The sequence below is a fragment of the Janibacter limosus NBRC 16128 genome (genome assembly GCF_001570985.1).
GTDB lineage: Bacteria > Actinomycetota > Actinomycetes > Actinomycetales > Dermatophilaceae > Janibacter > Janibacter limosus.
On record NZ_BCSS01000002.1, the window covers coordinates 128,252 to 151,647 of the forward strand.

Genomic DNA, 23,396 nt, shown 5'->3' on the forward strand with positions numbered 1-23,396 from the left:
TCAGAAGACGGGCTTGCCGCCCGTCACCCCGACCACGGTGCCCGAGACATAGCTGGCCTCCTTGGGGGCAGCGAGGAAGACGAAGGCCCCTGCGAGCTCACCGGGCTGCCCGGCACGCCCGAGCGGGGTGTCGGCTCCGAACGCCGCGATCTTCTTCTCCTCCTGGGTCGCCGGCTGCAGCGGTGTCCAGATCGGTCCCGGTGCGACGGCATTGACGCGGATCCCGCGGGGCCCCACCTCGGCGGCCAGGTTGACGGTGAAGTTGTTGATCGCCGCCTTGGTCGACGCGTAGTCGAGCAGCGAGGTCGACGGCTCGTAGGCCTGGATCGAGCTGACGTTGATGATGCTCGCGCCCCGGCCCAGGTGTGGCAGCGCGGCCCGGGTCAGCCAGAAAAGGGCGTGCAGGTTGGTGCGCAGCACTCGCTCGATGCGCTCGTCACTCATGGCCTCCAGGCCCTTGTCACGGGCCATCTGGACGCCGGCGTTGTTGACGAGGACGTCGAGGCCGCCCAGCCCGTCGACCGCGGTCTGGACGACCTGGTCGCAGATGCTGCGCTCACTGATGTCACCGGGGCAGAGCACTGCGGTACGGCCGGCATCCTTGATCCAGCCGGCGGTTGCCTCGGCATCCTCCTGCTCCTCGGGCAGGTAGGAGATCGCCACATCGGCGCCCTCCCGGGCGTACGCGATCGCGACCGCGCGGCCGATGCCGGAGTCGCCACCGGTGATCAGGGCTCGCAGGCCCTCGAGACGTCCGGACCCGACCCAGGTCTCCTCGCCGTGGTCCGGGACCGGATCCATCTGGGTCGTGGAGCCCGGGAGCGACTGCTGCTGTGCGGGGAATCCGCCGTCGGGGCCGGTCGCCATCCCTGCTGCTCGCTGGCTGATCTCTGACTCGATCATGTGCGCTCCTTCGTCGTGGGGACGTGGCTGCACTACCCGAGCAGGTGGTGGGGAAACCGAGCTACGTGGTCATCGCGGTGAGCAGCTGCGTCTCGGCCCGCTCGAGGTACGCGAGCAGCTCACGCTCCGCGTCGTCATGGTGTCCGGCCTCGAGGAGGCCAGCGATCGTGGCATTGCCCTCGAGATAGGGCTCGTGGAAGGCGCGCGGGTCGGCCATGGCGGCGAAGACCAGGCGCATCTCCGCAAGGAGCTGCCGCATCGCCTCATCGGCTCGGCGGCTTCCGCTCAGTGCTGTCAACGCCTCGTGGAAGTGCATGTTGGCCGACCCGAGGGCACGCCAGTCCTGGTCGGCTGCGGCGGCGCTCCCTTCGTCCACGGCGGCGTGCAGCCGAGTCAGATCAGGGTGATCGCTCGCCGCCTGCCGGATCGCTGCCACCTCGAGGATCCGGCGGAAGCGGTAGAGGTCGAGCACGGCCTCCTGGTCGAGCTCCCGGACGAAGACACCGCGATTGAACTCGTGGACGACCAGGCGCTCGTGCCCGAGCAGGTGGAAGGCCTCGCGCAATGTGTTGCGGGAGACGCCCAGGGCCGCGCCGATGCGCTCCTCGGACAGTCGGGTCCCGGGACGCAGCTCACCCTCGATGATGCGCGTCCGCAAGGCGTCGGCCACCTTTTCGCTGGCGCTCGATCGCCCCATCGTCGCCCGCTCGGACTCGAGTGCCGAGATCCAGTCATCCGCCATGCCGCCCACCCCTTTGTCTGCGCTGTGAGGACGACAGTATCGGAAGGGGGTATTGCGGGATTGTTCAACAATCGGTAGCTTGCGTGATCGGGAGCACAATGAGGTGGTCCCGTGAGCGATGAGGAGAACCACCATGACGCAGGCTCCACACCCGGACGCGACACCGAACCCCTCCGCGATGCCGCCTCCTGGCACCGCAGGGACGGCGACCAAGGGAGCGCTCCTCGGAGCGATGTTCCTCATGGCCACCAGTGCCATCGGCCCCGGCTTCATCACCCAGACCACGGTCTTCACCGCACAGCTCGGCGCGGCCTTCGCCTTCGCGATCCTCATCTCGATCATCGTCGACATCGCCGTCCAGCTGAATGTCTGGCGCGTCATCGGCGTCTCCGGGATGCGCGCCCAGGACCTGGCCAACAAGGTGATCCCCGGCTTCGGGTACTTCCTCGCCGCCCTTGTCGTCTTCGGCGGACTCGTCTTCAACATCGGCAACATCGGCGGCACCGGCCTCGGAGCAAATGCGATGTTCGGCGTCGACGCCAAGATCGGTGGTGCAGTGTCCGCGCTCATCGCCATCGCGATCTTCGTCAGCAAGAAGGCCGGCGTCGCGATGGACCGCATCGTCGTGGTCCTCGGCGTGCTGATGATCGCCATGGTCGGCTACGCCGCCATCGCCACGCACCCGCCCTATGGCGATGCGCTCAAGCAGACCGTCCTGCCGGACAACGTCGACTTCCTCGTCATCACCACCCTCATCGGCGGCACCGTCGGTGGCTACATCACCTATGCCGGCGCCCACCGCATCGTCGACTCCGGGATCACGGGACCCGAGCGCGTCGCCGAGATCAGCAGTGGCTCCATCACCGGCATCCTCGTCACGGGCGTCATGCGCGGCCTGCTCTTCCTGGCCATCCTCGGCGTCGTGGTCGGCGGAGTGAACCTCGTCGGTGTCGACAACCCGCCGGCTGTCGCCTTCGAGGCCGCTCTCGGCCGGGTGGGCCTGCACATCTTCGGCGTCATCCTCTGGGCCGCGAGCATCACGAGCGTCATCGGCGCCTCGTACACCTCGGTCAGCTTCCTCACGACCTTCAACGAGACGATCAGGAAGCACAGCCAGTGGGTCGTCATCGCCTTCATCGTCTTCTCCGCCGCGATCTACATCTCGCTCGGACAGTCCCCGGCCACGCTCCTCATCCTCGCCGGCGCACTCAACGGCCTGATCCTGCCCTTCGGCTTCGGGATCCTCATCTGGGTCGCCCTGCGCCGCCAGGACCTGCTGGGCGGGTACGTCTACCCCAAGTGGCTGGCCTACCCGGGCCTGGCGATCTGGGTGCTGACGATCTACCTGGGCTACGAGTCCTTCAGCGGGATCGTCGACCTCTGGAGCCAGTGACCCACTCCCCCCGACCAGCAGCACATGTGACGACAGGAGCAGCAGGATGCGGATCGACCTCAATGCCGACCTCGGTGAGAGCTTCGGCAGCTGGACCCTCGGTGACGACGACGCAATGCTCGAGGTGGTGACCAGCGCCAATGTCGCGTGCGGCTTCCACGCCGGCGACCCCTCGGTGCTGCGGCACAGCTGTGATCGTGCTGCTGAGCGCGGGGTGGCCATCGGCGCCCAGGTCGGCTATCGAGACCTGGCGGGCTTCGGCCGGCGCTTCATCGACATGGTGCCGGCCGAGCTCACCGATGACGTGCTCTACCAGATCGGTGCCCTCGAAGCCTTCGCCAAGGTGGCCGGCACCCGGGTGCGCTACGTCAAGCCGCACGGCGCGCTGTACAACGCGATCGTCCACCACGAGGCGCAGGCAGCCGCCGTCGTCGAGGCCGTCGTCTCCTACGACCGCACCCTGCCCGTCCTCGGGCTGCCGGGGTCGGCGTGGCTGCGACTCGCGGAGGAGGCCGGGCTGACCACGGTCGGCGAAGGCTTCGCGGACCGGGCGTACACCCCGGAGGGCACGCTGGTCTCCCGACGGGAGGCCGGCGCCGTCCTCCACGATCCCGTCGAGATCGCCGAGCGGTGCGTGCGCATGGCGACGAAGGGAGAGGTCCTCGCCACCGACGGCAGCGTCGTCCCCGCCCCAGCCGGGTCACTCTGCGTGCACGGTGACAGTGCGGGCGCGGTGACGATCGCCCGAGAGGTGCGCGCCGGCCTGGAGCGTGCCGGGGTGAGCGTCACTCCCTTCGTCGGGGAGGCTGCGTGAAGCTCATGCCGTGCGCCGACAGCGCACTCCTGGTGGAGATGGCGGACATGGACGGGGTCCTCGCCCTCTATTCGCATCTCGACGAGGACTTGCCGGACGGCGTCATCGACATGGTGCCTGCCGCGACCACGCTCCTGATCACCATCGACAGGACGGTGACTGATGTGGAGCGACTGTCACGAGAGGTCTCGGGCGTCTCCGTGGGGACGCACCACCGGGCGACCACCGGTGAGGTGGAGATCCCCGTGGTCTACGACGGCGAGGACCTGTCAGAGGTCGCGCGGCTCACCGGTCTCGACGAGCGCGGCGTCATCGAGGCGCACACCGGGACCGTGTGGACCGTCGCGTTCTGCGGGTTCGCGCCCGGCTTCGGGTACATGGTCGGCGGCGACGGCCGGCTGCAGGTACCTCGTCGGGACAACCCACGGACCAAGGTGCCCCCGGGCTCCGTGGCGCTCGCAGGCGAGTTCGCGAGCGTCTACCCCCGGGAGTCGCCCGGCGGATGGCAGCTCATCGGTCGCACCTCGCTCGAGGTCTGGGACATCGACAGAGAACCCCCGGCGCTCCTCGTCCCCGGGACGGTCGTGCGCTTCGTGGAGGCCATGCCATGAGCACCATCCGCGCGCTGGACATCGTCACGACCGGTCCGCAGACGACGGTTCAGGACCTCGGTCGTGAGGGCCTGGCAGGTCTGGGCGTGGGCAGGTCCGGTGCCGCTGACGTGGACTCCCTACGCCTGGGCAACCGACTGCTCGGCAACCCGGAGGGGGCAGCAGCACTCGAGGTCACCTTCGGCGGGCTGGAGGTACGGGCGCGCGGGGGCATGTGGGTGACGGTGACCGGGGCGATGTCACCGGTGACCATCGACGGCCTGCCCGTGGGCCACGCGGCCGTGACCTGGTTGCCGGACGGCGCCTCCCTCCGCCTGGGACCCCCGAGTGCCGGGCTACGCAGCTACCTGGCCGTCCGTGGCGGTATCGCCGTCCCCTCCGTGCTTCGGTCGCGGTCGACGGACACGATGGCTGTGCTCGGCCCACCCGTCCCGAGGTCCGGCGACTTGCTGCCGGTGGGGCCAGCACCGGCGAGTCCGCCACTCGTCGACGTCGCTGCGGTGGCCTCCCCCACGACGGGTGAGGTGCGATTGCGGGTTGTCCCCGGGCCCCGCGCGGACTGGTTCGTGCCGTCAGCGCTCAAGACCCTCTTCGGCGGTACCTACGAGGTGACCGCGGAGAGCAACCGCGTCGGGATGCGTCTGGCCGGGCCGGCGCTGGAGCGCTCGCGTGAGGGTGAGCTCAAGAGCGAAGGGATGGTCCCCGGCGCCCTGCAGGTGCCACCTACGGGCCAGCCCACCCTCTTCCTCGCCGATCACCCGGTCACCGGCGGCTATCCCGTCATCGGGGTCGTCCTCACCGACGACATCGGCCTCGCGGCACAGGCCCAACCGGGACAACGGCTGCGGTTCGTCCTTGCTGGTGGTGGGCGGGGTGCCTGAGATCAGCAGCACGACGTCCGAGACGGCTGCCCTCTCCCCTGTCGAGGCGCGGTCACGCTTCTGCGGCGGCCTGCGCGTCCCCACCTCCGGCTGGAGTGCAGGCTGGACCCAGGCCAACCTCATCGCCGTCCCCCGGGAGCAGGCCTACGACGTCCTGCTCTTCGCGCAGCGCAACCCGAAGTCCTGCCCCGTCCTCGATGTCACCGAGCCCGGGGAGGTGGGCTGCGGGATCTTCGACGGCGACCTGCGGACCGACCTGCCCGGCTATCGCGTCTACGAGCACGGGGAGCTCGTGGCCGAGGTGTCGGATGTACGCGAACTGTGGCGCACGGACCTCGTGGCCTTCCTCATCGGGTGCAGCTTCACCTTCGAGGCAGCCCTGCTCGAGGCAGGAGTACCGGTGCGCCATGTCGAGGTCGGCAGCAATGTCCCGATGTACCGCACCAACCGGCCGTGCCGGTCCGCCGGGTCGATCGGCGGCCCTCTCGTGGTGTCGATGCGGCCGATGTCGGCGGACAAGGTCGCGACCGCCGTCCGGGTCACCTCGCGATACCCGGCCGTGCACGGTGCGCCTGTGCACATCGGTGATCCCGAGGCACTCGGGATCACGGATCTCGGATCGCCCGACTTCGGTGAGTCGGTGCCGACCGCCGATGGGGAGATCCCTGTCTTCTGGGCGTGCGGGGTGACTCCTCAGGCCGCGGTGATGCAGTCTCGGCCTCCCTTCGCCATCGGTCACGCGCCCGGGATGATGGCGATCACCGACGCTCGGGACAGCGACTACCTCGTGCCGTAGGGCCGGCTCAGGTCCCGAACCAGAACCCGCGCCCGCCGAACCAGTCGCCGTACTCGCCGGGCGCTCCCCCACCGGGGTGGCGCGATCCCAGGTAGGACCCCACGACTGCGGCGCCTAGGTCGTCCAGCTCTGGAGCCACGACCCTGCCCCCGGCGCGTCGGGCCAGCGTCTCGACGAAGCGCGCGAGCCCGGGGTCCTCCCCGAGGCGGAAGAAGGTCGTCTGCGCCCCGAGCCGCGCCGCGTGGTCGAGCTCGCGGACCGTGATGGCAATGGTGAGCGGGTGCGGTGGGTAGTCGAAGAAGGCCTCGCCGCCGGACTCGAGGTGGGCCGTCGGTTCGCCGTCCGTGACGATCAGCAGCACGGGCTGGGCATTGGGGTGCCGCCGGAAGTGACGGTTGGCCAGGAGGAGTGCGTGGTGGAGGTTGGTCCCCTTGTCCCAGTACGCGTCAAGGCCGGTCAGCTCCTCGATCTCCATGACGCTGGCGTGCCGACCGAAGCCGATGAGCTGGAGATGGTCTCCGCGAAATCGCGTGCGGATGAGGGTGTGCAGGGCCAGCGCGGTCCTCTTCATGGGAACCCAGCGCCCGTCCATCGCCATCGAGAAGGAGGTGTCCACGAGCAGCGCGACTGCCGCCTGGGTGCGCGCCTCTGTCTCGGAGACCTCGATGTCGTCGGTCGTGATGCTGCGGCCGCTGCCACCGGCGGCCCGACGCAGGACGCCGTTGAGCACGGTGCGCGGGATGTCCCAGGGTTCGGTGTCGCCGAACTCCCATGGGCGTGAGGCTCCGGACCGCTCGCCGGCCGCGCCGGCCTGGCGCAGGTCGCGCTGGCCCTGCCGTCCTGACATCCGTTGCGCGATGTCGCGCAGCAGCGCCTTGCCCAGCTGACGCATGGCCTTGGGGGTGAGCCGCAGCTGCCCCTCGGAGTCGCGTCGCACAGAGCCGCTGCTGCGCAGCGCCTGCTCGAGATCACGCAGGGCGCGCGCGTCGATCGCCGCCTCGTCGCCGAGTGCTCGAGCCAGTTCGTCGAGGTCGATGTCGTCCAGGCCCGCCCCGGCATGTGACTGGGAGAGCTGGTCACCGAGCGCATCGAGCCGGGCGATGTCCTGCAGCATGCCGGTGCCGTCGCCGAGGCCGAGCCCCTGCTCTCCCCCGAACTGCTCGGCCCCGTTCCAGTCCTCACCGGGACGCAGCGCTTGCAGGTTGCCGTCGAGCCGACCCAGCGCCTCCATGAGCGCAGGTGAGCCGAAGGCCTGCGCGGACAGCTGCATCAGCTCCTCGCGCTGCTCCGGTGTCATGGAGTTGAGCAGCCGCTGCGCCGCTGCGGCACGCTGGGCCATGGCATCGATGAGCTCATCGACGTCCTGCGGGCCCTCAGGGAAGAAGTCCCCGTGCTTGTCCATGAACTCGGCGAAGTCCTGCGGCGTGTCCTCGTCCCGCTGATGCTTCTCGAGGAGTTCGTTGAGATCGCGCAGCATCGCGTCGATGGCGGCCCGGTCGGCATCCGTGGCGCCCTCCATGGCCTGCTTCATGCCCGCGAAGCGCTGATCGAGCACCTCGCGTCCGAGCAGGTCCTTGATCTGCTCGTAGTCCGCCCGGGCCCGGGCGGACTGCCAGGGGTAGTCCTGCAGCTCGCTCACCGCGGCCGCGGTCGACGGGGAGAGGTTGTCCAGCCTCATCTCGGCGAAGTCGCGCTCGAGGTCGTCGAGGTGGACATCGCGTGCGAGCTGCTTGCGCTCCTCGAGGACAGCACGGTCCAGCAGCTCGCGGACCTCGCGGAGGGTGCCGTCGAGACCATGCTGCTGGAGCAGCTCACGGCGGCGTTCGTTGACCTGACGGGCGAGGTCGTCCAGCCCGGTCTGCTGCCGACCGCCCCGCCGGAGGAACTCCCGCAGTGCACGCTCCGGCGAGGAACCGCCCATGACGTCCTCGCCGATGGCGTCGAGGGCCTCGGCGATGTCGACGGGTGGCGCGAGCGGGTCTCCGCCGTCGTAGCGACGGAAGTGGCTGCGGCTAGTGGCCATACACGGTCGCGCCTCCCGACGAGTCCTTGCCGATCTTGCGGGCCAGGTACAGGCCCTCGAGGACCAGCTCGAGGGCGGCCGCCCGCTCGCCGTCGGAGTCGGCGGTGAAGCGCTCGAAGATCTCGTCGTAGACGGTCGACTCGCCCAACGCGGGGAGCCCGTCGAGGAAGTCACGCGCGGTGACCTGCTCGCCGGTCGAGATCTCGGCGCCCTCCTCGACCGCCCGCACGAGCGGTCCGAAGTCGATCCCGCGCACGAGGTGTCGGACGGTGTCGGCGACCGCGGTGCGGAGCAGATGGGTGAGGACCTCGAGCTCACGCCCCTCCTCCCCGCTCTCGAACTCGATCTTGCCGCCGAGGACCTCGACGGCCGTCTCGAGGTCGACGACCCTGGCCACCGGCTCGTCCTCGCCCTGGGTGGCCGCGCGGTGCAGCGCCGAGGCGGCGATCGTCTCGGCCCCGGCGATGGCGAAGCGGGCACTGACGCCGCTGCGTTGGTCCACCGCGGAGGACTCGCGCAGATTGCGGGTGAAGCGGGCGAGGACCTCGATCAGGTGGTCGGGGACCTCGGCGACGAGCTGTGCCTCCTGCCGCGTCACGGCGATCTCCGCGTCGAGCTCGCGGGGGTAGTGGGTGCGGATCTCTGCGCCGAAGCGGTCCTTGAGCGGTGTGATGATCCGACCGCGGTTGGTGTAGTCCTCGGGGTTGGCGCTCGCGAGCACAAGGACGTCGAGGGGCAGACGCAGGACATAACCGCGGACCTGGATGTCGCGCTCCTCCATGACATTGAGCATCGCCACCTGGATCCGCTCAGCGAGGTCCGGCAGCTCGTTGATCGTCACGATGCCGCGGTGGCTGCGCGGGATGAGCCCGAAGTGGATCGTCTCCGGGTCCCCGAGGGAACGACCCTCGGCGACCTTCATCGGGTCGACGTCGCCGATGAGGTCGGCCACGGAGGTGTCCGGGGTCGCCAGCTTTTCGACATAGCGCTCGTCGCGGTGGCGCCAGAGGATGGGAAGGGAGTCGCCCAGCTCCTCGGCCCGTCGCCGGGAGGCGTGGGTGATCGGCTCGAAGGGATGCTCCGCCAGCTCGGACCCGTCGATGACCGGCGTCCACTCGTCGAGCAGCCCGGCGATGGTCCGCAGCAGCCGCGTCTTGCCCTGACCGCGCTCGCCGAGGAGGACGATGTCGTGGCCCGCGAGCAGTGCTCGCTCCACCTGCGGGATGACCGTCTCCTCGTAGCCGTGCAGTCCCGGCCACGGGTCCTCACCTGCCCGCAGACGATCGAGCAGGTTGTCGCGGATCTCCACACGCAGAGGCTTGGCGACGTGTCCGGCGGCACGCAGCTCGCCGACGGTCGAGGGGGTCGGGGCTGCTGTCGAGGTGCTCACCCTCTCGAGGCTAGCCCTCTCCGCTGACAGCGGATCTGCCCTCGGCAGGAAGGCGAGGCTCCTCCCCCTTCGTCGGAGCAGGGTGGAGCCATGGCTGACACACCGACCCCACGACTCTTCGACGACCGGACCCGGCGCGAGCTGCTCGACCAGCGCGTGCTCGTCCTGGACGGCGTGCTCGACGACGACAACGGCACCCTCCTCGCGGCCCAGGTGATGGCTCTGGCCGCCTCAGACTCGGTCGCGGACATCGCGCTGTGGATCCACTCCCCCGGGGGTTCCGTGCCAGCGATGCTCGCGATCCGTGACGTCATGCGACTGGTGCCCAACGACGTGAGCACGCTGGCGCTCGGGATCGCCTGCAGCGCAGGGCAGTTCCTGCTCTCCTCAGGGACGAAGGGGAAGCGTCGCACTCTGCCGCACTCCCGGGTCCTCATGCACCAGGGTTCAGCCGGAATCGGCGGGACCGCGGTGGATGTCGAGCTGCAGGCCGACGACCTGCGGCACACCCGCGACACCGTCCTCGGCCTGATCGCGCAGGACACCGGGCAGCCGCTGGAGCGGGTCTTCGGGGACTCGCTGCGGGACCGGTGGTACTCGGCGCAGGAGGCGGTCGACTACGGCTTCGTCGACGCGATCGTCGCGACCTTCGACGAGGTCTCCCCGCAAGCGCGGGAACGCACGGGGTTCGCCGGCGCTCTCGTGGGGAGCACCCGATGAGCACCTACCCGATCCCCAGTGTCATCACCCAGCACCCGCGTGGTGAGCGGATCATGGACGTCTACTCGCACCTGCTCACCGAACGCATCATCTACCTGGGGACCGGCATCGACGCCGGTGTCGCCAATGCGCTCATCGCCCAGCTGATCCACCTCGAGTCGGTCGCGCCGGACCGGGACGTCCAGCTCTACATCAACTGCGAAGGGGGTGACCCCAGCGCGATGCTCGCCGTCCTGGACACCATGCGCTACATCCGACCCGATGTCGCGACGACCTGCGTCGGTCAAGCCGTGTCCGTCGGTGCGGTGCTGCTCGCCGCGGGGGCACCCGGCAAGCGTGCTGCACTCTCCCACGCCCGGGTCGTCCTGCACCAACCGTCTGCACAGGGTCGCGGACCCATCCCCGACCTGATCCTCCAGGCCGACGAGCTCGTGCGGGTGCGCTCGGACATCGAGGAGGTCCTGGCGTCGGCCACCGGGCGGCCTGTCGCGGAGCTGCGCGCGGACACCGACCGAGACCGGGTCTTCACCGCGACGGCCGCCAGGGACTACGGGCTCATCGACGAGGTGATGGCGACGCGCTGAGTCAGGCGGCGAGGGCGAGCACGGAGGCAGTGGTGCGCCCTCGCTGCGGTGCCCGCACTGCGTCAGCGACCGCCTGCGTGAGGTCGAGGATGGTCACGTCGAGGGCACCCCCCACCGCGGCGATCATCTCGCTCGAGGGTTCCTTGCGGCCGCGCTCGATCTCGGAGAGGTACTGCGGTGAGATGCCGGCGCGATCAGCCGTCTCTCCCAGGGTGTCGCCGCGCTCGTGCCGCAGGCGCCGCAGCTGGGCGCCGAGCAACTCCCGCCACAACGGTTCCCTGCGCCGACGGCGGGCGAGGAGTGCCTGCTCGAAGGGGGTCGCCTCACGACCTTGGGTCAGCGCTGCGTCGCTCATGCCTCAGCGTAGATCCGGCGGGGTCCGGCCCGACGGAGATTCTGCTCTGGGCAGAACCCTCGTGCATGGCAGCGCCTGCCCCGGGTAGGGCCACCTGGACATGTCCGCCCCACGACGAGAGGACCGCAGATGACCGAGTACTCGACCGAAGAGATGGACGCGGCTCGCGAGGCCGCGCAGAAGGCGGTCGACACCGCCACCTCGTGGGACTACAGCGCCGGGGAGACCAAGATCGCGGACAAGCTGGGCGAAGGGCTCGACGCCGCCGGCGTCACGGTGGACGACGAGGAGTTCGCCCGCCTGGTCACCGAGATCGACGCCATCGCCGCGGACGAGTCGATCGGGCCGCCGACGGTGACGGCGGCCTCTCCCGCTGAGGCGTCGGGTCAGCCGTGATCAGCAGCGGGTCCACCCGTGGGTCGCGGTTCGAAGAAGAACCGCGACCCATGAGTCGCGCTTGTTCTTCGAACGAGCAGTTTTGGCCCACAAAAGGCAAGAGCCGGACCTACACATTTCTGTAGGCCCGGCTATGCCGATGTCCTGAGACATCACACGGTCGGGCTGACAGGATTTGAACCTGCGACCCCTTGACCCCCAGTCAAGTGCGCTACCAAGCTGCGCCACAGCCCGTGGCTGCTCCGTGAGGAGCGATCGTCACTTTAACCCACGCCCCCGGCACTCACCGAATCGACCCTCGGAAGTGTCTCTCTCCCTTCGCCGAGCACCATGAGGACGGTCCTGCTGGCAGGATCCGGAGCGATGGAACCAACTCTGCCGTCGGCGTGGACGCCCGCCGTGACCCACGATCTGTGGGTGGGCTTGGGCGTGCTCACGGCTGGCCTCGTCCTGGCGCTCGAGAAGCGGCGCCGCGGGGTCGATGACGAAAGGATCTGGGCGCTCGTGGCGCTCGCCGTGGCCTTCGGCGCGGTGGGCGCGCGGCTCGGCACCTGGCTGCAGCATGTCAACCTCGCCACGAACGACTCGACCGTCGTCCACTGGATGTACGGCAATCGCAGCATCCTCGGCGGCCTCGCCTTCGCCTACATCGCGGTCCTGATCGGCAAGCGGCTGCTGCGGATGCGCTGGCGCACGGGAGCTCTGTTTGCACCGGCCATCGCAGCCGGCATGGCTGTGGGTCGGGTCGGGTGCCTCCTCACCGAGGCCCCCGGCACGCCCTCCGAACTGCCGTGGGCCGTCACCGTCGGCTCGACGGCCGACGCGGCGGCCTGGGGAGTGCCGCTCGGCGCGACCCTGCACCCGTCCTTCGTCTACGAGATCTGCTTCCACCTCCTCGCCCTCATCGCGCTGTGGGTATGGCGTGATCGCCTGAGTGACCCGGCCGACCTCTTCACGCTGTACATCGCCGGCTACGCGCTCTTCAGGTTCGCCGTGGAGCCGGTCCGCGGCAACGAGGTCGTGTGGCTGGGACTGACCAGACCACAGCTCTTCCTCGCTGCCACCCTCCCGCTCCTGATCTGGCGTAGCGTCATCGCCATCCGTCGCCCAGCCCCAGGAGATGATCGTGAGCCAGCCGTACTGGCCCGCTGAGGTCACCCCAACGCCTCGCCGCGGTCTCGGCCTGGGTCTCGGAGCAAGCATCGGGACACTCGTCGGACTCCTCGGACCGGTCCTCCTCGGTCTGCTCGGATGGGCAGCCACGAGCTGGTTGGACGGGCAGAGTGCGGACAGCCTGCTCGGACTGGTCTTCATCGCCGTCGTCAGCATCCCCGTGCTCCTGCTCGTCGGTGGATGCATCCTGATGATCCCCGACCTCCTGCGTGGCTGGGGCGTGGCCTGCCTCGTCGCCTCCGGGGTGTGGCTGATCTCCAGCGCGGGCGTGTGCACCGTCTTCCTCTTCGGCGCCCTGGCCTCCTACGACCCCTACGCGATGTTCCTCCGGTGACACCCCGATCCGTCCAGCCCGACGCGGGACCCGGCCGTCCCCTTCGCGGCGACCGCATCCACCGGTACGTCAACGCCTTCTGCCCCACGTGCCATCACGAGCAGCCCCAGCGAGACCTGGCCGACGTCCGCCGGCTCAGCGGCTGGCTCGCCGAACGAGACGGGCGAATCTGGCTCGAGCGAGGCTGTCCCGACCACGGGCTCGTCCGGACCCTCTACGACGAAGAACCCGAGATCCTCTCCTACCTCGAGCAGTGGACCGCCCCGACCAAGTCCCACGTGCCCGACCTCGAGGGCAACTACGCGCCCGTCCCGGCCGCCTACCTCGACGGACTGCCGGAGATGCAGACCCAGCACACCTGCATCCTCCTCGAGGACATCACCGAGCACTGCAACCTGCGCTGCCCGACCTGCTTCGCCGACTCCGCGCCACCGCTGCAAGGGGTAGCCAGCGTCGAGGAGGTCCTGGCCAATGTCGATGCGCGCCTGGCGCGCGAGGACGGCCGGCTTGACGTGCTCATGCTCTCCGGCGGCGAGCCCACCCTCCACCCCGAGCTCGAGCGGCTCCTCGACGAGCTTGTCGCGCGACCCGTGGTGCGCATCCTCATCAACACCAACGGCCTGACCCTGGCCCGCGACGACGCCCTCCTCGCTCTGCTGCGTCGGCACCGGCAGCGCGTCGAGGTCTACCTGCAGTTCGACGGGTCGAGCGCCGAGGCCTCGCTGCACCACCGTGGCGGTGACCTGCGCGCGCACAAGAACCTGGCGATCGAGCGGCTCAGTGGCGCCGGGATCTTCACGACGCTGACGATGACGGCCGCGCTCGGGATCAATGACGACGAGATCGGGCACGTCATCACGCGCGCCCTGGACACCCCCTTCGTCTGCGGCGTGTCCATCCAGCCGGTCTTCGGCTCCGGCCGTGGCGGCTCGATCGACGCCACCGATCGACTCACCCACACCGGCGTCCTCGCCCGCATGGGCCCGCAGACCAACGGCCTCGTCACGTGGCGTGATCTCACGGCCCTGCCGTGCAGCCATCCGCACTGCGCGTCGGTCGGTTACCTCCTCAAGGACGACTCCGACACCTGGCGATCGCTGACCGCGATCGTCGGGCACGACCAGCTCAAGCAGTGGCTCGATCTGGCCCCCGAGAGCTTCGCCAACCGGATCACCGACCAGGCTCTGCCCGCGGAGATGCGCACCGTGGTCAAGGAGGCCGTCCTCGGCCTGCTCAGCGAGCAGACCTCCCTCTCGCACCCCCAGGTGGCCGACCTGTGGAAGGCCGTCTGCCAGACCTGCGATCTCGGCTTGTCGACCTTGACGGCGCTGGTCACCTCACGGCTGCCCGGTCAGCACGAGCGTCTGCGGCGTCTCATGGGCGAGCGGGTGAAGCGGATCAGCGTCAAGCCCTTCATGGACATCGAGACGATGATCGAGGAGCGCCTCACCCAGTGCTGCGTGCACGTCGGCACCCGAGGGGCGAAGGGAGATCAGTGCGCCCCCTTCTGCGCGGTCCAGGCGTGGCCGCCGTTGGCGCAGCAAAAGATCGGCGTCGGTACCCGACGCGAGCTGACGCTCACACCCCTGCCGGCACCGGCGGCGCCACCATCGGACCCCGTCCCTGACACGATGACCCGGTAGCCAGTCCCCGATGACGGAGCCGTCCTCAAAGGCGGCGGCCATCACCTGGGTGGTCATCGTGCTCGTCGGGTGTGGCGCAACAGCCGCCTACCAGTGGTGGCTGTCAGCCGCGAGCGACAGCTCGCCGTACTGAGGGCTGCGCGGGTCAGCGACGTCCGCGCTTCTCCCGCACGCGCACGCTGATCTCGATCGGGGTCCCCTCGAAGCCGAACTCCTCGCGCAGACGACGCTCGAGGAAGCGACGGTAGCCCGCCTCGATGAAGCCGGAAGCGAAGATGACGAACCGCGGCGGACGCGTCGAGGCCTGCGTCGCGAAGAGGATGCGGGGCTGCTTGCCGCCACGCACGGGGTGCGGGTGCGAGGACGCGATCTCGCCGAGCACGGAGTTCAGCCGTGAGGTCGGCACGCGGCTGTCCCAGGAGTTCAACGCGGTGTCGAGAGCCGGGGTGAGCCGGTCGACATGCCGTCCGGTCAGGGCCGAGACATTGACGCGGGGCGCCCAGGTGACCTGGACGAGCTCGCGCTCGATCTCCCGCTCGAGGTAGAAGCGACGCTCCTCGTCGAGCAGGTCCCACTTGTTGTACCCGATGACCAGGGCACGCCCGGACTCGACGACCTGGCTGATGATGCGCAGGTCCTGCTCGGTGATCGACTCGTGCGTGTCGATGAGGACGACCGCGACCTCGGCCTTCTCGAGCGCCGCCTGGGTGCGCAGGGAGGCGTAGAAGTCCGCCCCCTTGGTCTGGTGCACGCGCCGGCGGATGCCCGCGGTGTCGACGAAGCGCCACTGCCGGCCCCCGAGCTCGATGAGCTCGTCGACGGGGTCACGCGTGGTGCCGGCGACATTGTCGACGACGACCCGCTCCTCGCCTGCGAGCCTGTTGAGCAGGCTCGACTTGCCGACATTGGGGCGGCCGATGAGGGCCACCCGGCGGGGTCCGCCCTGGGCGATCGCGCCGCCGCTGGCGGACACGTCCGGCATGACGTCGAGGACGGCGTCCAGGGCATCGCCACTCCCCCGTCCGTGCAGCGCAGAGACGGGGTAGGGCTCGCCCAGGCCGAGGTTCCACAGCGCGGAGGCATCCGGCTCGAAGCGCTGGTCGTCGACCTTGTTGGCCACGAGCACGACCGGCTTGCCCGACTTGCGCAGGAGCTTGACCACGGCCTCGTCGGCGTCGGTGGCCCCGACGATGGCGTCGACGACGAAGACCACGACGTCGGCCATCTCGATGGCGACCTCAGCCTGCTCGGCGACGCGCAGATGGATGCCCTCGGCGCCGATCTCCCAGCCGCCGGTGTCCAGCAGCGTGAAGCGTCGTCCGGACCACTCCGCGTCGTAGGCGACCCGGTCGCGGGTCACACCGGGGGTGTCCTCGACGACGGCCTCACGGCGGCGCAGCACGCGGTTGACGAAGGTCGACTTGCCGACATTGGGCCGTCCGACGATCGCGACGACCGGCAGCGGTCCGGCGGGAGCCTCCTCCTCGTCCTGCTGGAAGCCCTCGATGAGCGCCCGGTCCTCCGGGGTGAGGTCGAAGTCCTCGAGCCCGGCACGCAGCACCCGCTCGACGCCCTCGGCCAGCGCCGCGTCATCCGTCCCGGTGGGGTCGGTGGGATCAGGGGTGGTGTTCAACGGTGCTCCTGTGAAGTCGGTGGTCGGCCCATTGTCGCAGCCATCGGCGGCATCGGCCGCAGTGACGACGAAGCGGGTCGCGTCAGTGCCGGCGCGCTGCGTCGACGAGGGCCATCACCGCGGCGACGGACCCTGCGAAGTCGAGGTCGGAGGTGTCGACGACGCTCACGCCATCGGCGGCCTTGGTGAACTGGGAGACCGTCGAGTCGTCGCGGTCACGGCGCACCACCTGATCGCGAGTGGCCTCGATGGCCGCCTGGTCGCTGGCCCCGTGCACCTCGAGTGAACGGCGCCGCAGTCGAGCCTCCTCGCTGGCGGTGAGCAGGATGCGCACGGGTGCGTCAGGCGCGATCACGGTCGTGACATCCCGCCCTTCGGCGACGCAGGCGCCGTGGCGGGCGGCGATCTCCTCGATGAGCGCGCGCTGACGCCGCTGCATCTCCACCCGGACCTCGGGGACGGTGGCGACGGTCGAGACGAGCGAGGAGATCTCGCTGTCCCGGATCGCCTCGGCGACATCCACGCCGTCCACGACGACAGTGGGCGCCGCCGGGTCATCACCGATGGCCAGTGGCAGCTCCAGTGCGGCCCGGGTGATCGCCGCGGCGTCACCGAGGTCGACCTCGGTGTGACGGCACCACCAGGTGAGCGCCCGGTACATCGCTCCGGTGTCGAGGTAGCCCGCGCCGAGGCGGGTGGCGACAGCGCGCGAGACGCTCGACTTGCCGGACCCGGAGGGTCCATCGATACCGATGACGAAGGGAGTGGGCTGGCTGGTCACGATGGGTCAGCCTAGTCGTCGCTCAGGAGTGGATCTGCCACCCACGGCCCTGCAGGGCCTCCGACAGCCGTCCGGCGGCGGCCGGGAGCACGGAGACCTCGGCGAGTCCGAAGGGCAGACCGAGCCCGTGGTCGAGACGCAGCTCCTCGAGGTTGACGCCTTCTTCGCCGATCTCCGCGAGCAGTCGGGCCAGCTCACCCGGGCGGTCGTCGACGACGACCCGCACCACGGCGTAGGAGGCGGGAGGGGCGCCGTGCTTGCCCGGGATGCGGGCCTGCCCGGCGTTGCCGCCGGCGATGCTGCGGGCGAGGACCGCCCGTGCGCCGGGTGCATCCGCGACGTTCGTGTCCTCCCCGAGTGCCTCGAGGGCCCGCACGATCGCGACGAGGTCGTCGGACACGACCCGCAGGACCTCGCCGACCGCAGCGGCATTGCCGGAGAGGATCTGCGTCCACAGGCCGGGGTCGCTGGCCGCGATGCGGGTGACATCACGCACACCCTGACCGGCGAGTCCGATGGCCTGCTCGCTCAAGCCCTCCAGTCGGGCAGCCACGAGGGAAGCGGCGACCTGCGGGACGTGGGAGACAGCGGCGACCGCGGCGTCGTGGTCGGCCGCACTCAGCGTCGTGACCGCGGCCCCCGTCGCCTGCGCCAGCCTGGCGACGATCTGCGTGGCAGCCGCGTCACTCCCGTCGTGCGGGCAGAGCACCCACGCCCGCCCCTCGAAGAGGTCGGCCCGGGCGCTGATGGCGCCGGAACGCTCTCGTCCGGCCATCGGGTGGCTGCCCACGTACCGCTCGATCGGCACGCCGGCGCGCACGAGGTCCGCGAGGATGACCTGCTTGACGGAGGCGACATCCGTGACGACCGCCTCGGGCCACCGCTCGAGCGCGGTCAGGACAAGGCGCGGTGCGACATCCGGTGGCGCGGCGACGACGACGACGCCCGGCTCGACGGGGCCGGTGATCCGTCCCGCCCCGAGGTCACGGGCGAGGGCGACGGAGGTCTCCGACTGGTCCTCGAGGGTCACATCGGCACCCGCCCCCGTGAGTGCCAGACCAATGCTCGCTCCGATGAGTCCCGTCCCGATGACGTGCACGGGAGGAAGGGAGCCGGCCGCTCCCTTCGCCTCGGCGGAAGCCGTCACAGACCCGCAGCCTTGTACAGCTCGCTGATCTCCTGACGGCTCAGGTTGCGCCAGCGGCCCGACTTGGTCGTGCCGAGGGTGATCGGCCCGACCTGCACGCGCACGAGCGACAGGACGGGGTGACCGACGTGCTCGAGCATGCGGCGCACGATGTGCTTGCGCCCCTCGTGGAGGATCACCTCGACGATCGCCTTGCCCGGGCGCGAGTCGACGACCTTGAAGGAGTCGGCCTTGACCGGACCGTCCTCGAGCATGACGCCTTCGCGCAGCTGCTTGCCCAGGTCCTTCGGCACCGGACCGGGGATCTCGGCGATGTAGGTCTTGAGCACCCCGTGGGCCGGGTGCTGCAGCCGATGGGCGAGGTCCCCGTCGTTGGTGAGGATGAGCAGGCCCTCGGTGTCGGCGTCGAGACGACCGACGTGGAAGAGTCGCTCCGGGCGACCGGCGACATAGTCACCGATGCTCAGCCGCCCCAGCTCGTCGGACATCGTCGTGACGACTCCGGTCGGCTTGTTGAAGGCGAGGTAGACCCGGGACTCGTCGAGGTGGACGCGCTCGCCGTCGACGTGCACGGTCTGGCGCAGGGGGTCCACGCGCACGCCGAGCTCGCGGACGACCTGACCGTCGACCTCGACCCGGCCCTCGCTGATGAGCAGCTCACAGGCGCGTCGGGAACCGATGCCGGCCGCAGCGAGGACCTTTTGCAGGCGGGTGCCCTCGGGGTCGTGGACATCGATGGTGGGGGCCTGGGGCGGCTCCGGTGCCAGGTCGGACTGACCCTGGCGGCTGCGTCCGGTGGTGCCGCGCTCGGGCATGTTGCGCCGACCCGGGCGGGGCGGCTTCTTGGGTCCCTTGCCACGGCCGGAGCCCTGGGGGCCTCCGGGGCGGCGGTTCTGGGGTGGGGTCATGGGCGGGCCTCATTCACGAGTTCGTCGAACACTGTTGCGTCGGGTAGGTAGGGGGCGAGTGGCGGAAGGTCGTCCAGGGAGTTCAGACCCATCCGCTCCAGGAAGTAGGGGGTGGTTCCGTAGAGCGTCGCGTTGGACTCCTCGTCCTTGGTGACCTCCACGATCAGACCGCGGGTGAGCAGGGTGCGCACGACACCGTCGACGCTGACGCCGCGGATCGCGCTGATGCGGGCTCGGGCGATCGGCTGCCGATAGGCGATCACGGCGAGCGTCTCCAAGGAGGCGGTCGTCAGCCGGGACTGCTGGCCGTCGATGACGAAGCGCTCGACGACCGGCGCATAGGCGTGGTGGCTGTAGAAGCGCCAGCCGCCGCCCACATTGCGCACCGTGAAGCCGTGCTGGCCATCGGCATAGGCGCTCTCGAGCGCCGAGAGGTGCACGCGGATCTCCTCGACCGGCAGCTCCAGCGCCGACGCGAGGGCATGGTCGGTGACCGGCTCCTCGACGATCATCAGGACCGCTTCGATGGCCGCGCGGGCTCCGCCCGGCAGCTCACCCACGTCGAAGGCCACCTGGACGTCGTCGCCCTCGGTCTCCGCCGCGAGGTCAGGCTCGGTCAGGGACTCCACGGGGGTCGGCTCACTCATCGTGTTCCTCCTCTTCGGGCGAAGGGGGTGGGGCCTCCCCTTCGTCGAACTCGGCACCGACGTCCACGGTGCCCTCCTGGCTTCCGGTCCAGCTCACCTCGAGGTCACCGAGGGCCTCCGGCTGGTCGAAGACCACCTGCTTGTCGCGGAAGAGCTCGAGCAGGGCGAGGAACCGAGCGACCACGACGAGCGTCGAGTCGGCGTCCCGGACGAGCGCCTTGAAGGAGAGTGCCCCCTCGGTGCGCAGTCGGTCGACGACGATGACCGCCTGCTCCCGCACGCTCACGGCGGGCGCGTGCAGGTGCGTCAGACCGACGGTCTCCGGCTCCTTGGGGGTGAGTGCGCGGGCCGCGATCATGGCCAGCTGCTCCGGCGTGATGCTCATGACGAGCTCGGGCAGGAGCTTGGCCAGGTGCGGCTCGAGGCCGGCCTGCCGCGGCGTCATCCGCCCGGTGCCCGCCATCGTCTCGCCGATGTGGGCCGCGACGTCCTTGAAGGCCCGGTACTGCAGGAGCCGGGCGAAGAGCAGGTCGCGGGCCTCGATGAGCTCCAGGTCCTCCTCGTCCCCGTCGCCGGTGTGGGGCAGGAGACGAGAGGCCTTGATGTCGAGCAGCGTGGCGGCGACGAGGAGGAACTCGCTCGTCTGCCCGAGGTCCCACGCGGGGTCGCTCGCCTGGAGGACACGCAGGTGGGCGATGAACTCGTCCGTCACCTTGGCCAGGGCGATCTCGGTGATGTCCAGCTGGTGCTTGCTGATCAGGCCCAGGAGCAGGTCGAAGGGTCCCTCGAAGTTGTCCAGGTGGACGGTGAACGCTGCCTCGGCACCCCGCTTGGTGATGACCCCGCCGGGGACGGCCATCTCCGGCGTCGGGGCGGCGGGGACGGGCTCGGGGGCGGGTGCAGGCGCAGTGGCCTCGGGGGCCTCCACGGTCGTCAGGGAGCGCCGCCGCGCGAGATCAGCTCGCGAGCCAGCTGCCGGTAGGCGTTGGCCCCGGAGTGCCCGGTGGCGTAGGTGGTGATCGGCTCCCCGGCGAGCGTGGCGTCGGGGAACTTCACCGTGCGGGAGATGACGGTGTGGAAGACCTTGTCGCCGAAGTGCTCGACGACCGACCCGACGACCTCGCGGCTGTGCAGGGTCCGTCCGTCGTACATCGTCGCGAGGATGCCGTCGACGGTCAGGCCCGGGTTGAGCCGGTCGGTGATCTTGTCGATCGTGTCCACGAGCAGTGCCACCCCGCGCATGGCGAAGTACTCGGTCTCCAGCGGGATGACGACACCGTGGGCGGCCGTGAGGGCATTGACGGTGAGCAGCCCGAGGGAGGGCTGGCAGTCGATGAGGACCACGTCGTACTCGTCCAGGACCGGGCGCAGGACACGGGAGAGGATCTGCTCGCGGGCGACCTCACCGACGAGCTGCACCTCTGCTGCGGACAGGTCGATGTTGGCCGGCGCGACGTCCAGGCCCTCGACCGAGGTGCGCTGGATGATCTCGGAGATCTCGTGCCCACGGGAGACGAGCAGGTCGTAGATCGTGATGTCCAGCGTGTGGGTCGGGACGCCCAGGCCCACGGACAAGGCGCCCTGGGGGTCGAAGTCGACGAGCAGGACACGGCGGCCGGCCTCGGCCAGTGCGGCGCCCAGGTTGATCGTCGTGGTCGTCTTGCCGACCCCACCCTTTTGGTTGCACATGGCGATGATGCGCGCCGGTCCGTGCGAATCCAGCGGGGCTGGCTCCGGGAAGGTGGGCAGGGGCCGGCCGGTCGGACCGTACTGGGTCAGTTCGTGCTCGAAGTCGAGCGGCGGCGTCACCTCGGATGCCACAGTCGGATCACTCCATCGGGTCTGGCGGTCGGTCAGCCTCTCGCTGATCAGCGCCGACACTATCAGCGGGCACGGGGGTGACTCTGCGCATAGACCTCACGCAACTGTTGCACGGTGACCATCGTGTAGATCTGCGTGGTCGTCACGGAGGCGTGCCCGAGCAGCTCCTGGACGACTCGGACATCGGCTCCGCCCTCCAGCAGGTGGGTGGCGAAGGAGTGGCGCAGGGTGTGCGGCGAGACGTGCCCGGTCAGCCCGGCCCGCTCTGCTGCGGAGGTGATGGCGGCCCAGGCGCTCTGTCGTGACAGCCGTGCTCCGCGCCGGTTGAGGAAGAGCGCCGGTCCGGCCTTGCCATGGATCGACAGGTCGGGCCGTCCCCGCACGAGCCAAGCCTGGATGGCCTGCGTGGCGTACGAGCCGACGGGGACGACCCGCTCCTTGCTCCCCTTGCCGAGGAGGCGGACGGCGCCGACGTCCAGGTCGAGGTCGTCGATGTCGAGACCGACGGCCTCGGAGATGCGGGCCCCGGTCGCGTACAGGAGCTCCAGAAGGGCCCGGTCCCGCAGGGGGACGGCGCCGTCACCGACTCCGGCTGCGTCGATGAGGCGGGTGACCTCGTCCAGCCCGATGGCCTTGGGCAGCCGCGAAGGGGGTGTGGGCGGGGCGACGTCCTCGGCCGGGTTGGTGGGAGTGAGCCCCTCGAGCGCGAGGAACTTGTGCAGGCCCCTGATGGCCACGAGGGTCCGTGCGGCTGAGCTCGCTGCCAGCGGTGGGTGCTCGTCGTCGCCGGAACGCAGCGCCGCGAGGAAGGCGGAGACGTGGCTCTCGGTGACCTCTGTCGGGTCGGTGATCCCGTGCGAGGCGAGGTGGTCGAGGTACCGGCGTGAGTCGCGGGTGTAGGCCGACAGCGTGTGGGCGGACACGCCCCGCTCGACGTCCAGCTGGGTGAGCCACGTCCGCACAGCCCGCGTCAGGGGCGTCGAGGTCACCGGAGCTGCTCCTGACGTCTGCGATGTGGTGCCGTGGACACTCCATTGTGTCCACGGGTGGTCGCGACCACAGTCGGAGTCTAATGGGCTCATGAAGCTCTATGCGGACCTCCCCGCCCGTCGGACCGGACAGATCCTCACGGACCTCCTCATGCTCGGCTGGATCGTGCTCTGGGCGCGGATCGGGACGGCCGTGCACGCGTCGACGCTGGGGCTCGGCGAGCCGGGTCACCGGCTGGAGAGCGCCGGCCGTGGCTTCCGGGAGAAGCTGACCGGTGCGGGCGACAATGTCGACGATCTGCCGATCCTCGACGACAAGGTGGCCAAGCCCTTCCGTGACGCAGCGGGAGCCGGAACCTCGATCGAGGACGCGGGACGCGACCTGGTCTCGGCCGTCGAGACACTCGCGACGACCTTGGGATGGGTCACCGCGCTCACCCCGATCCTCATCGTCGGAGCCTTCTGGCTGGCGTCGCGGTGGCGCTTCGTGCGGCGGGCCACGGCCGCCCAGTCGCTGGTCGACTCCGTCGACGACCTCGACCTCTTCGCCCTACGAGCCATGGCCAACCAACCCCTCCAGCGGCTCGCGCGGATCAGCGATGACCCGGCCGGCGCGTGGCGTCGTGGCGACTCCGAGGTGATCCATGAGCTCGCCCTGCTCGAGCTGGCCGACTGCGGCCTCCGCCCGCCGCAGCCGGAGATCTCGGCGGGC

At 70.0% G+C, this 23,396-nt stretch carries 26 protein-coding genes and 1 tRNA gene; 13 read left to right on the forward strand and 14 right to left on the reverse strand.

All coding sequences use genetic code 11. From position 1 onward, the window contains the following. Nucleotides 1-903, reverse strand: a complete 903-nt coding sequence (locus JLI01S_RS01425) for an SDR family oxidoreductase (protein ID WP_068258833.1) — start codon at nt 901-903, stop codon at nt 1-3. A gap of 61 nt (nt 904-964) precedes the next feature. Beyond that, nucleotides 965-1,645, reverse strand: coding sequence for a GntR family transcriptional regulator (locus tag JLI01S_RS01430; protein WP_068258835.1), 681 nt, complete (start codon nt 1,643-1,645; stop codon nt 965-967). 133 nt (nt 1,646-1,778) lie between these two features. On the opposite strand from JLI01S_RS01430, the gene JLI01S_RS01435 reads away from it, so the two are divergent. The 5 genes from JLI01S_RS01435 to JLI01S_RS01455 are packed head-to-tail and all read left to right on the forward strand — an operon-like array spanning nt 1,779 to nt 6,140. After that, entirely contained in the window at nt 1,779-3,038 is a 1,260-nt protein-coding gene (locus JLI01S_RS01435; protein ID WP_084349095.1) for an NRAMP family divalent metal transporter, read from the forward strand. A gap of 46 nt (nt 3,039-3,084) precedes the next feature. Continuing rightward, nucleotides 3,085-3,852 carry a LamB/YcsF family protein gene (locus tag JLI01S_RS01440; protein WP_068258837.1) on the forward strand — a complete coding sequence of 256 codons (768 nt, stop codon included), beginning with the start codon at nt 3,085-3,087 and terminating at the stop codon, nt 3,850-3,852. Nucleotides 3,853-3,857: 5 nt separating this feature from the next. Further along, complete coding sequence (locus tag JLI01S_RS01445; RefSeq protein WP_218005439.1) at nt 3,858-4,463, forward strand: 5-oxoprolinase subunit B family protein; 606 nt, start codon at nt 3,858-3,860, stop codon at nt 4,461-4,463. After that, a complete protein-coding gene (locus tag JLI01S_RS01450) occupies nt 4,460-5,344 on the forward strand; it encodes a 5-oxoprolinase subunit C family protein (RefSeq protein ID WP_068258841.1) in 885 nt (294 codons plus the stop codon). Before JLI01S_RS01445 ends, JLI01S_RS01450 begins: the two co-directional genes overlap by 4 nt. 1 nt (nt 5,345) lies before the next feature. Continuing rightward, nucleotides 5,346-6,140 carry a putative hydro-lyase gene (locus JLI01S_RS01455; protein ID WP_068258888.1) on the forward strand — a complete coding sequence of 265 codons (795 nt, stop codon included), beginning with the start codon at nt 5,346-5,348 and terminating at the stop codon, nt 6,138-6,140. A 7-nt stretch (nt 6,141-6,147) separates the two neighbouring features. On the opposite strand, the gene JLI01S_RS01460 is transcribed toward JLI01S_RS01455, so the two are convergent. After that, on the reverse strand, nt 6,148-8,163 hold the full coding sequence (locus tag JLI01S_RS01460) for a vWA domain-containing protein (protein WP_068258843.1): 2,016 nt from the start codon (nt 8,161-8,163) through the stop codon (nt 6,148-6,150). Next, on the reverse strand, nt 8,153-9,553 hold the full coding sequence (locus tag JLI01S_RS01465) for a MoxR family ATPase (RefSeq protein WP_068258845.1): 1,401 nt from the start codon (nt 9,551-9,553) through the stop codon (nt 8,153-8,155). Before JLI01S_RS01465 ends, JLI01S_RS01460 begins: the two co-directional genes overlap by 11 nt. Nucleotides 9,554-9,643: 90 nt before the next feature. Between JLI01S_RS01465 and JLI01S_RS01470 the strand changes: the two genes are divergently transcribed. Together JLI01S_RS01470 and JLI01S_RS01475 are read left to right on the forward strand one after the other, a co-directional pair. Continuing rightward, a complete protein-coding gene (locus tag JLI01S_RS01470) occupies nt 9,644-10,273 on the forward strand; it encodes a ClpP family protease (RefSeq protein WP_068258847.1) in 630 nt (209 codons plus the stop codon). Then, complete coding sequence (locus tag JLI01S_RS01475; protein WP_068258849.1) at nt 10,270-10,857, forward strand: ClpP family protease; 588 nt, start codon at nt 10,270-10,272, stop codon at nt 10,855-10,857. Before JLI01S_RS01470 ends, JLI01S_RS01475 begins: the two co-directional genes overlap by 4 nt. Nucleotide 10,858: 1 nt before the next feature. Here JLI01S_RS01475 and JLI01S_RS01480 read toward each other — a convergent pair whose 3' ends face one another. Further along, nucleotides 10,859-11,212, reverse strand: coding sequence for a helix-turn-helix domain-containing protein (locus JLI01S_RS01480; RefSeq protein ID WP_084349096.1), 354 nt, complete (start codon nt 11,210-11,212; stop codon nt 10,859-10,861). A 129-nt stretch (nt 11,213-11,341) separates the two neighbouring features. Between JLI01S_RS01480 and JLI01S_RS01485 the strand changes: the two genes are divergently transcribed. Beyond that, complete coding sequence (locus tag JLI01S_RS01485) at nt 11,342-11,608, forward strand: hypothetical protein (protein ID WP_068258851.1); 267 nt, start codon at nt 11,342-11,344, stop codon at nt 11,606-11,608. Between the two features lie 160 nt (nt 11,609-11,768). Here JLI01S_RS01485 and JLI01S_RS01490 read toward each other — a convergent pair. Continuing rightward, a tRNA-Pro gene (locus JLI01S_RS01490) sits at nt 11,769-11,842 on the reverse strand. Between the two features lie 165 nt (nt 11,843-12,007). Here JLI01S_RS01490 and JLI01S_RS01495 point away from each other — a divergent pair. Genes JLI01S_RS01495 through JLI01S_RS17605 form a run of 4 tightly spaced genes read left to right on the forward strand, consistent with a single transcriptional unit; the run spans nt 12,008 to nt 14,891 of the window. Then, nucleotides 12,008-12,760, forward strand: coding sequence for a prolipoprotein diacylglyceryl transferase (locus tag JLI01S_RS01495; protein WP_245634483.1), 753 nt, complete (start codon nt 12,008-12,010; stop codon nt 12,758-12,760). Further along, nucleotides 12,735-13,115 carry a hypothetical protein gene (locus tag JLI01S_RS01500; RefSeq protein ID WP_068258856.1) on the forward strand — a complete coding sequence of 127 codons (381 nt, stop codon included), beginning with the start codon at nt 12,735-12,737 and terminating at the stop codon, nt 13,113-13,115. Before JLI01S_RS01495 ends, JLI01S_RS01500 begins: the two co-directional genes overlap by 26 nt. Beyond that, a complete protein-coding gene (locus tag JLI01S_RS01505; protein WP_068258858.1) occupies nt 13,112-14,758 on the forward strand; it encodes a radical SAM protein in 1,647 nt (548 codons plus the stop codon). Before JLI01S_RS01500 ends, JLI01S_RS01505 begins: the two co-directional genes overlap by 4 nt. 10 nt (nt 14,759-14,768) lie before the next feature. After that, on the forward strand, nt 14,769-14,891 hold the full coding sequence (locus tag JLI01S_RS17605) for a hypothetical protein (protein ID WP_281177440.1): 123 nt from the start codon (nt 14,769-14,771) through the stop codon (nt 14,889-14,891). 12 nt (nt 14,892-14,903) lie between these two features. Here JLI01S_RS17605 and der read toward each other — a convergent pair whose 3' ends face one another. From der to xerD, 8 genes are all read right to left on the reverse strand, one after another. Continuing rightward, nucleotides 14,904-16,391 (reverse strand): ribosome biogenesis GTPase Der, encoded by a 1,488-nt coding sequence (gene der, locus JLI01S_RS01510; protein WP_068258860.1) that lies wholly within the window; start codon nt 16,389-16,391, stop codon nt 14,904-14,906. 82 nt (nt 16,392-16,473) lie between these two features. Beyond that, complete coding sequence (cmk, locus tag JLI01S_RS01515) at nt 16,474-17,172, reverse strand: (d)CMP kinase (RefSeq protein ID WP_068258862.1); 699 nt, start codon at nt 17,170-17,172, stop codon at nt 16,474-16,476. 22 nt (nt 17,173-17,194) lie between these two features. Next, entirely contained in the window at nt 17,195-18,319 is a 1,125-nt protein-coding gene (locus JLI01S_RS01520) for a prephenate dehydrogenase (RefSeq protein WP_084349097.1), read from the reverse strand. After that, on the reverse strand, nt 18,316-19,227 hold the full coding sequence (locus JLI01S_RS01525) for a pseudouridine synthase (protein WP_068258864.1): 912 nt from the start codon (nt 19,225-19,227) through the stop codon (nt 18,316-18,318). Before JLI01S_RS01525 ends, JLI01S_RS01520 begins: the two co-directional genes overlap by 4 nt. Next, nucleotides 19,224-19,874 carry an SMC-Scp complex subunit ScpB gene (scpB, locus tag JLI01S_RS01530; protein WP_068258866.1) on the reverse strand — a complete coding sequence of 217 codons (651 nt, stop codon included), beginning with the start codon at nt 19,872-19,874 and terminating at the stop codon, nt 19,224-19,226. The genes JLI01S_RS01525 and scpB overlap by 4 nt, the downstream gene beginning before the upstream one ends. Continuing rightward, on the reverse strand, nt 19,867-20,802 hold the full coding sequence (locus JLI01S_RS01535; RefSeq protein ID WP_084349098.1) for a segregation and condensation protein A: 936 nt from the start codon (nt 20,800-20,802) through the stop codon (nt 19,867-19,869). Before JLI01S_RS01535 ends, scpB begins: the two co-directional genes overlap by 8 nt. Before the next feature lie 5 nt (nt 20,803-20,807). After that, nucleotides 20,808-21,695 (reverse strand): ParA family protein, encoded by an 888-nt coding sequence (locus JLI01S_RS01540; RefSeq protein ID WP_068258896.1) that lies wholly within the window; start codon nt 21,693-21,695, stop codon nt 20,808-20,810. Between the two features lie 62 nt (nt 21,696-21,757). Next, a complete protein-coding gene (gene xerD / locus JLI01S_RS01545; protein WP_245634484.1) occupies nt 21,758-22,684 on the reverse strand; it encodes a site-specific tyrosine recombinase XerD in 927 nt (308 codons plus the stop codon). Between the two features lie 91 nt (nt 22,685-22,775). On the opposite strand from xerD, the gene JLI01S_RS01550 reads away from it, so the two are divergent. Next, nucleotides 22,776-23,396: hypothetical protein (locus tag JLI01S_RS01550; RefSeq protein WP_084349100.1), on the forward strand; the 621-nt coding region annotated here is incomplete at its 3' end.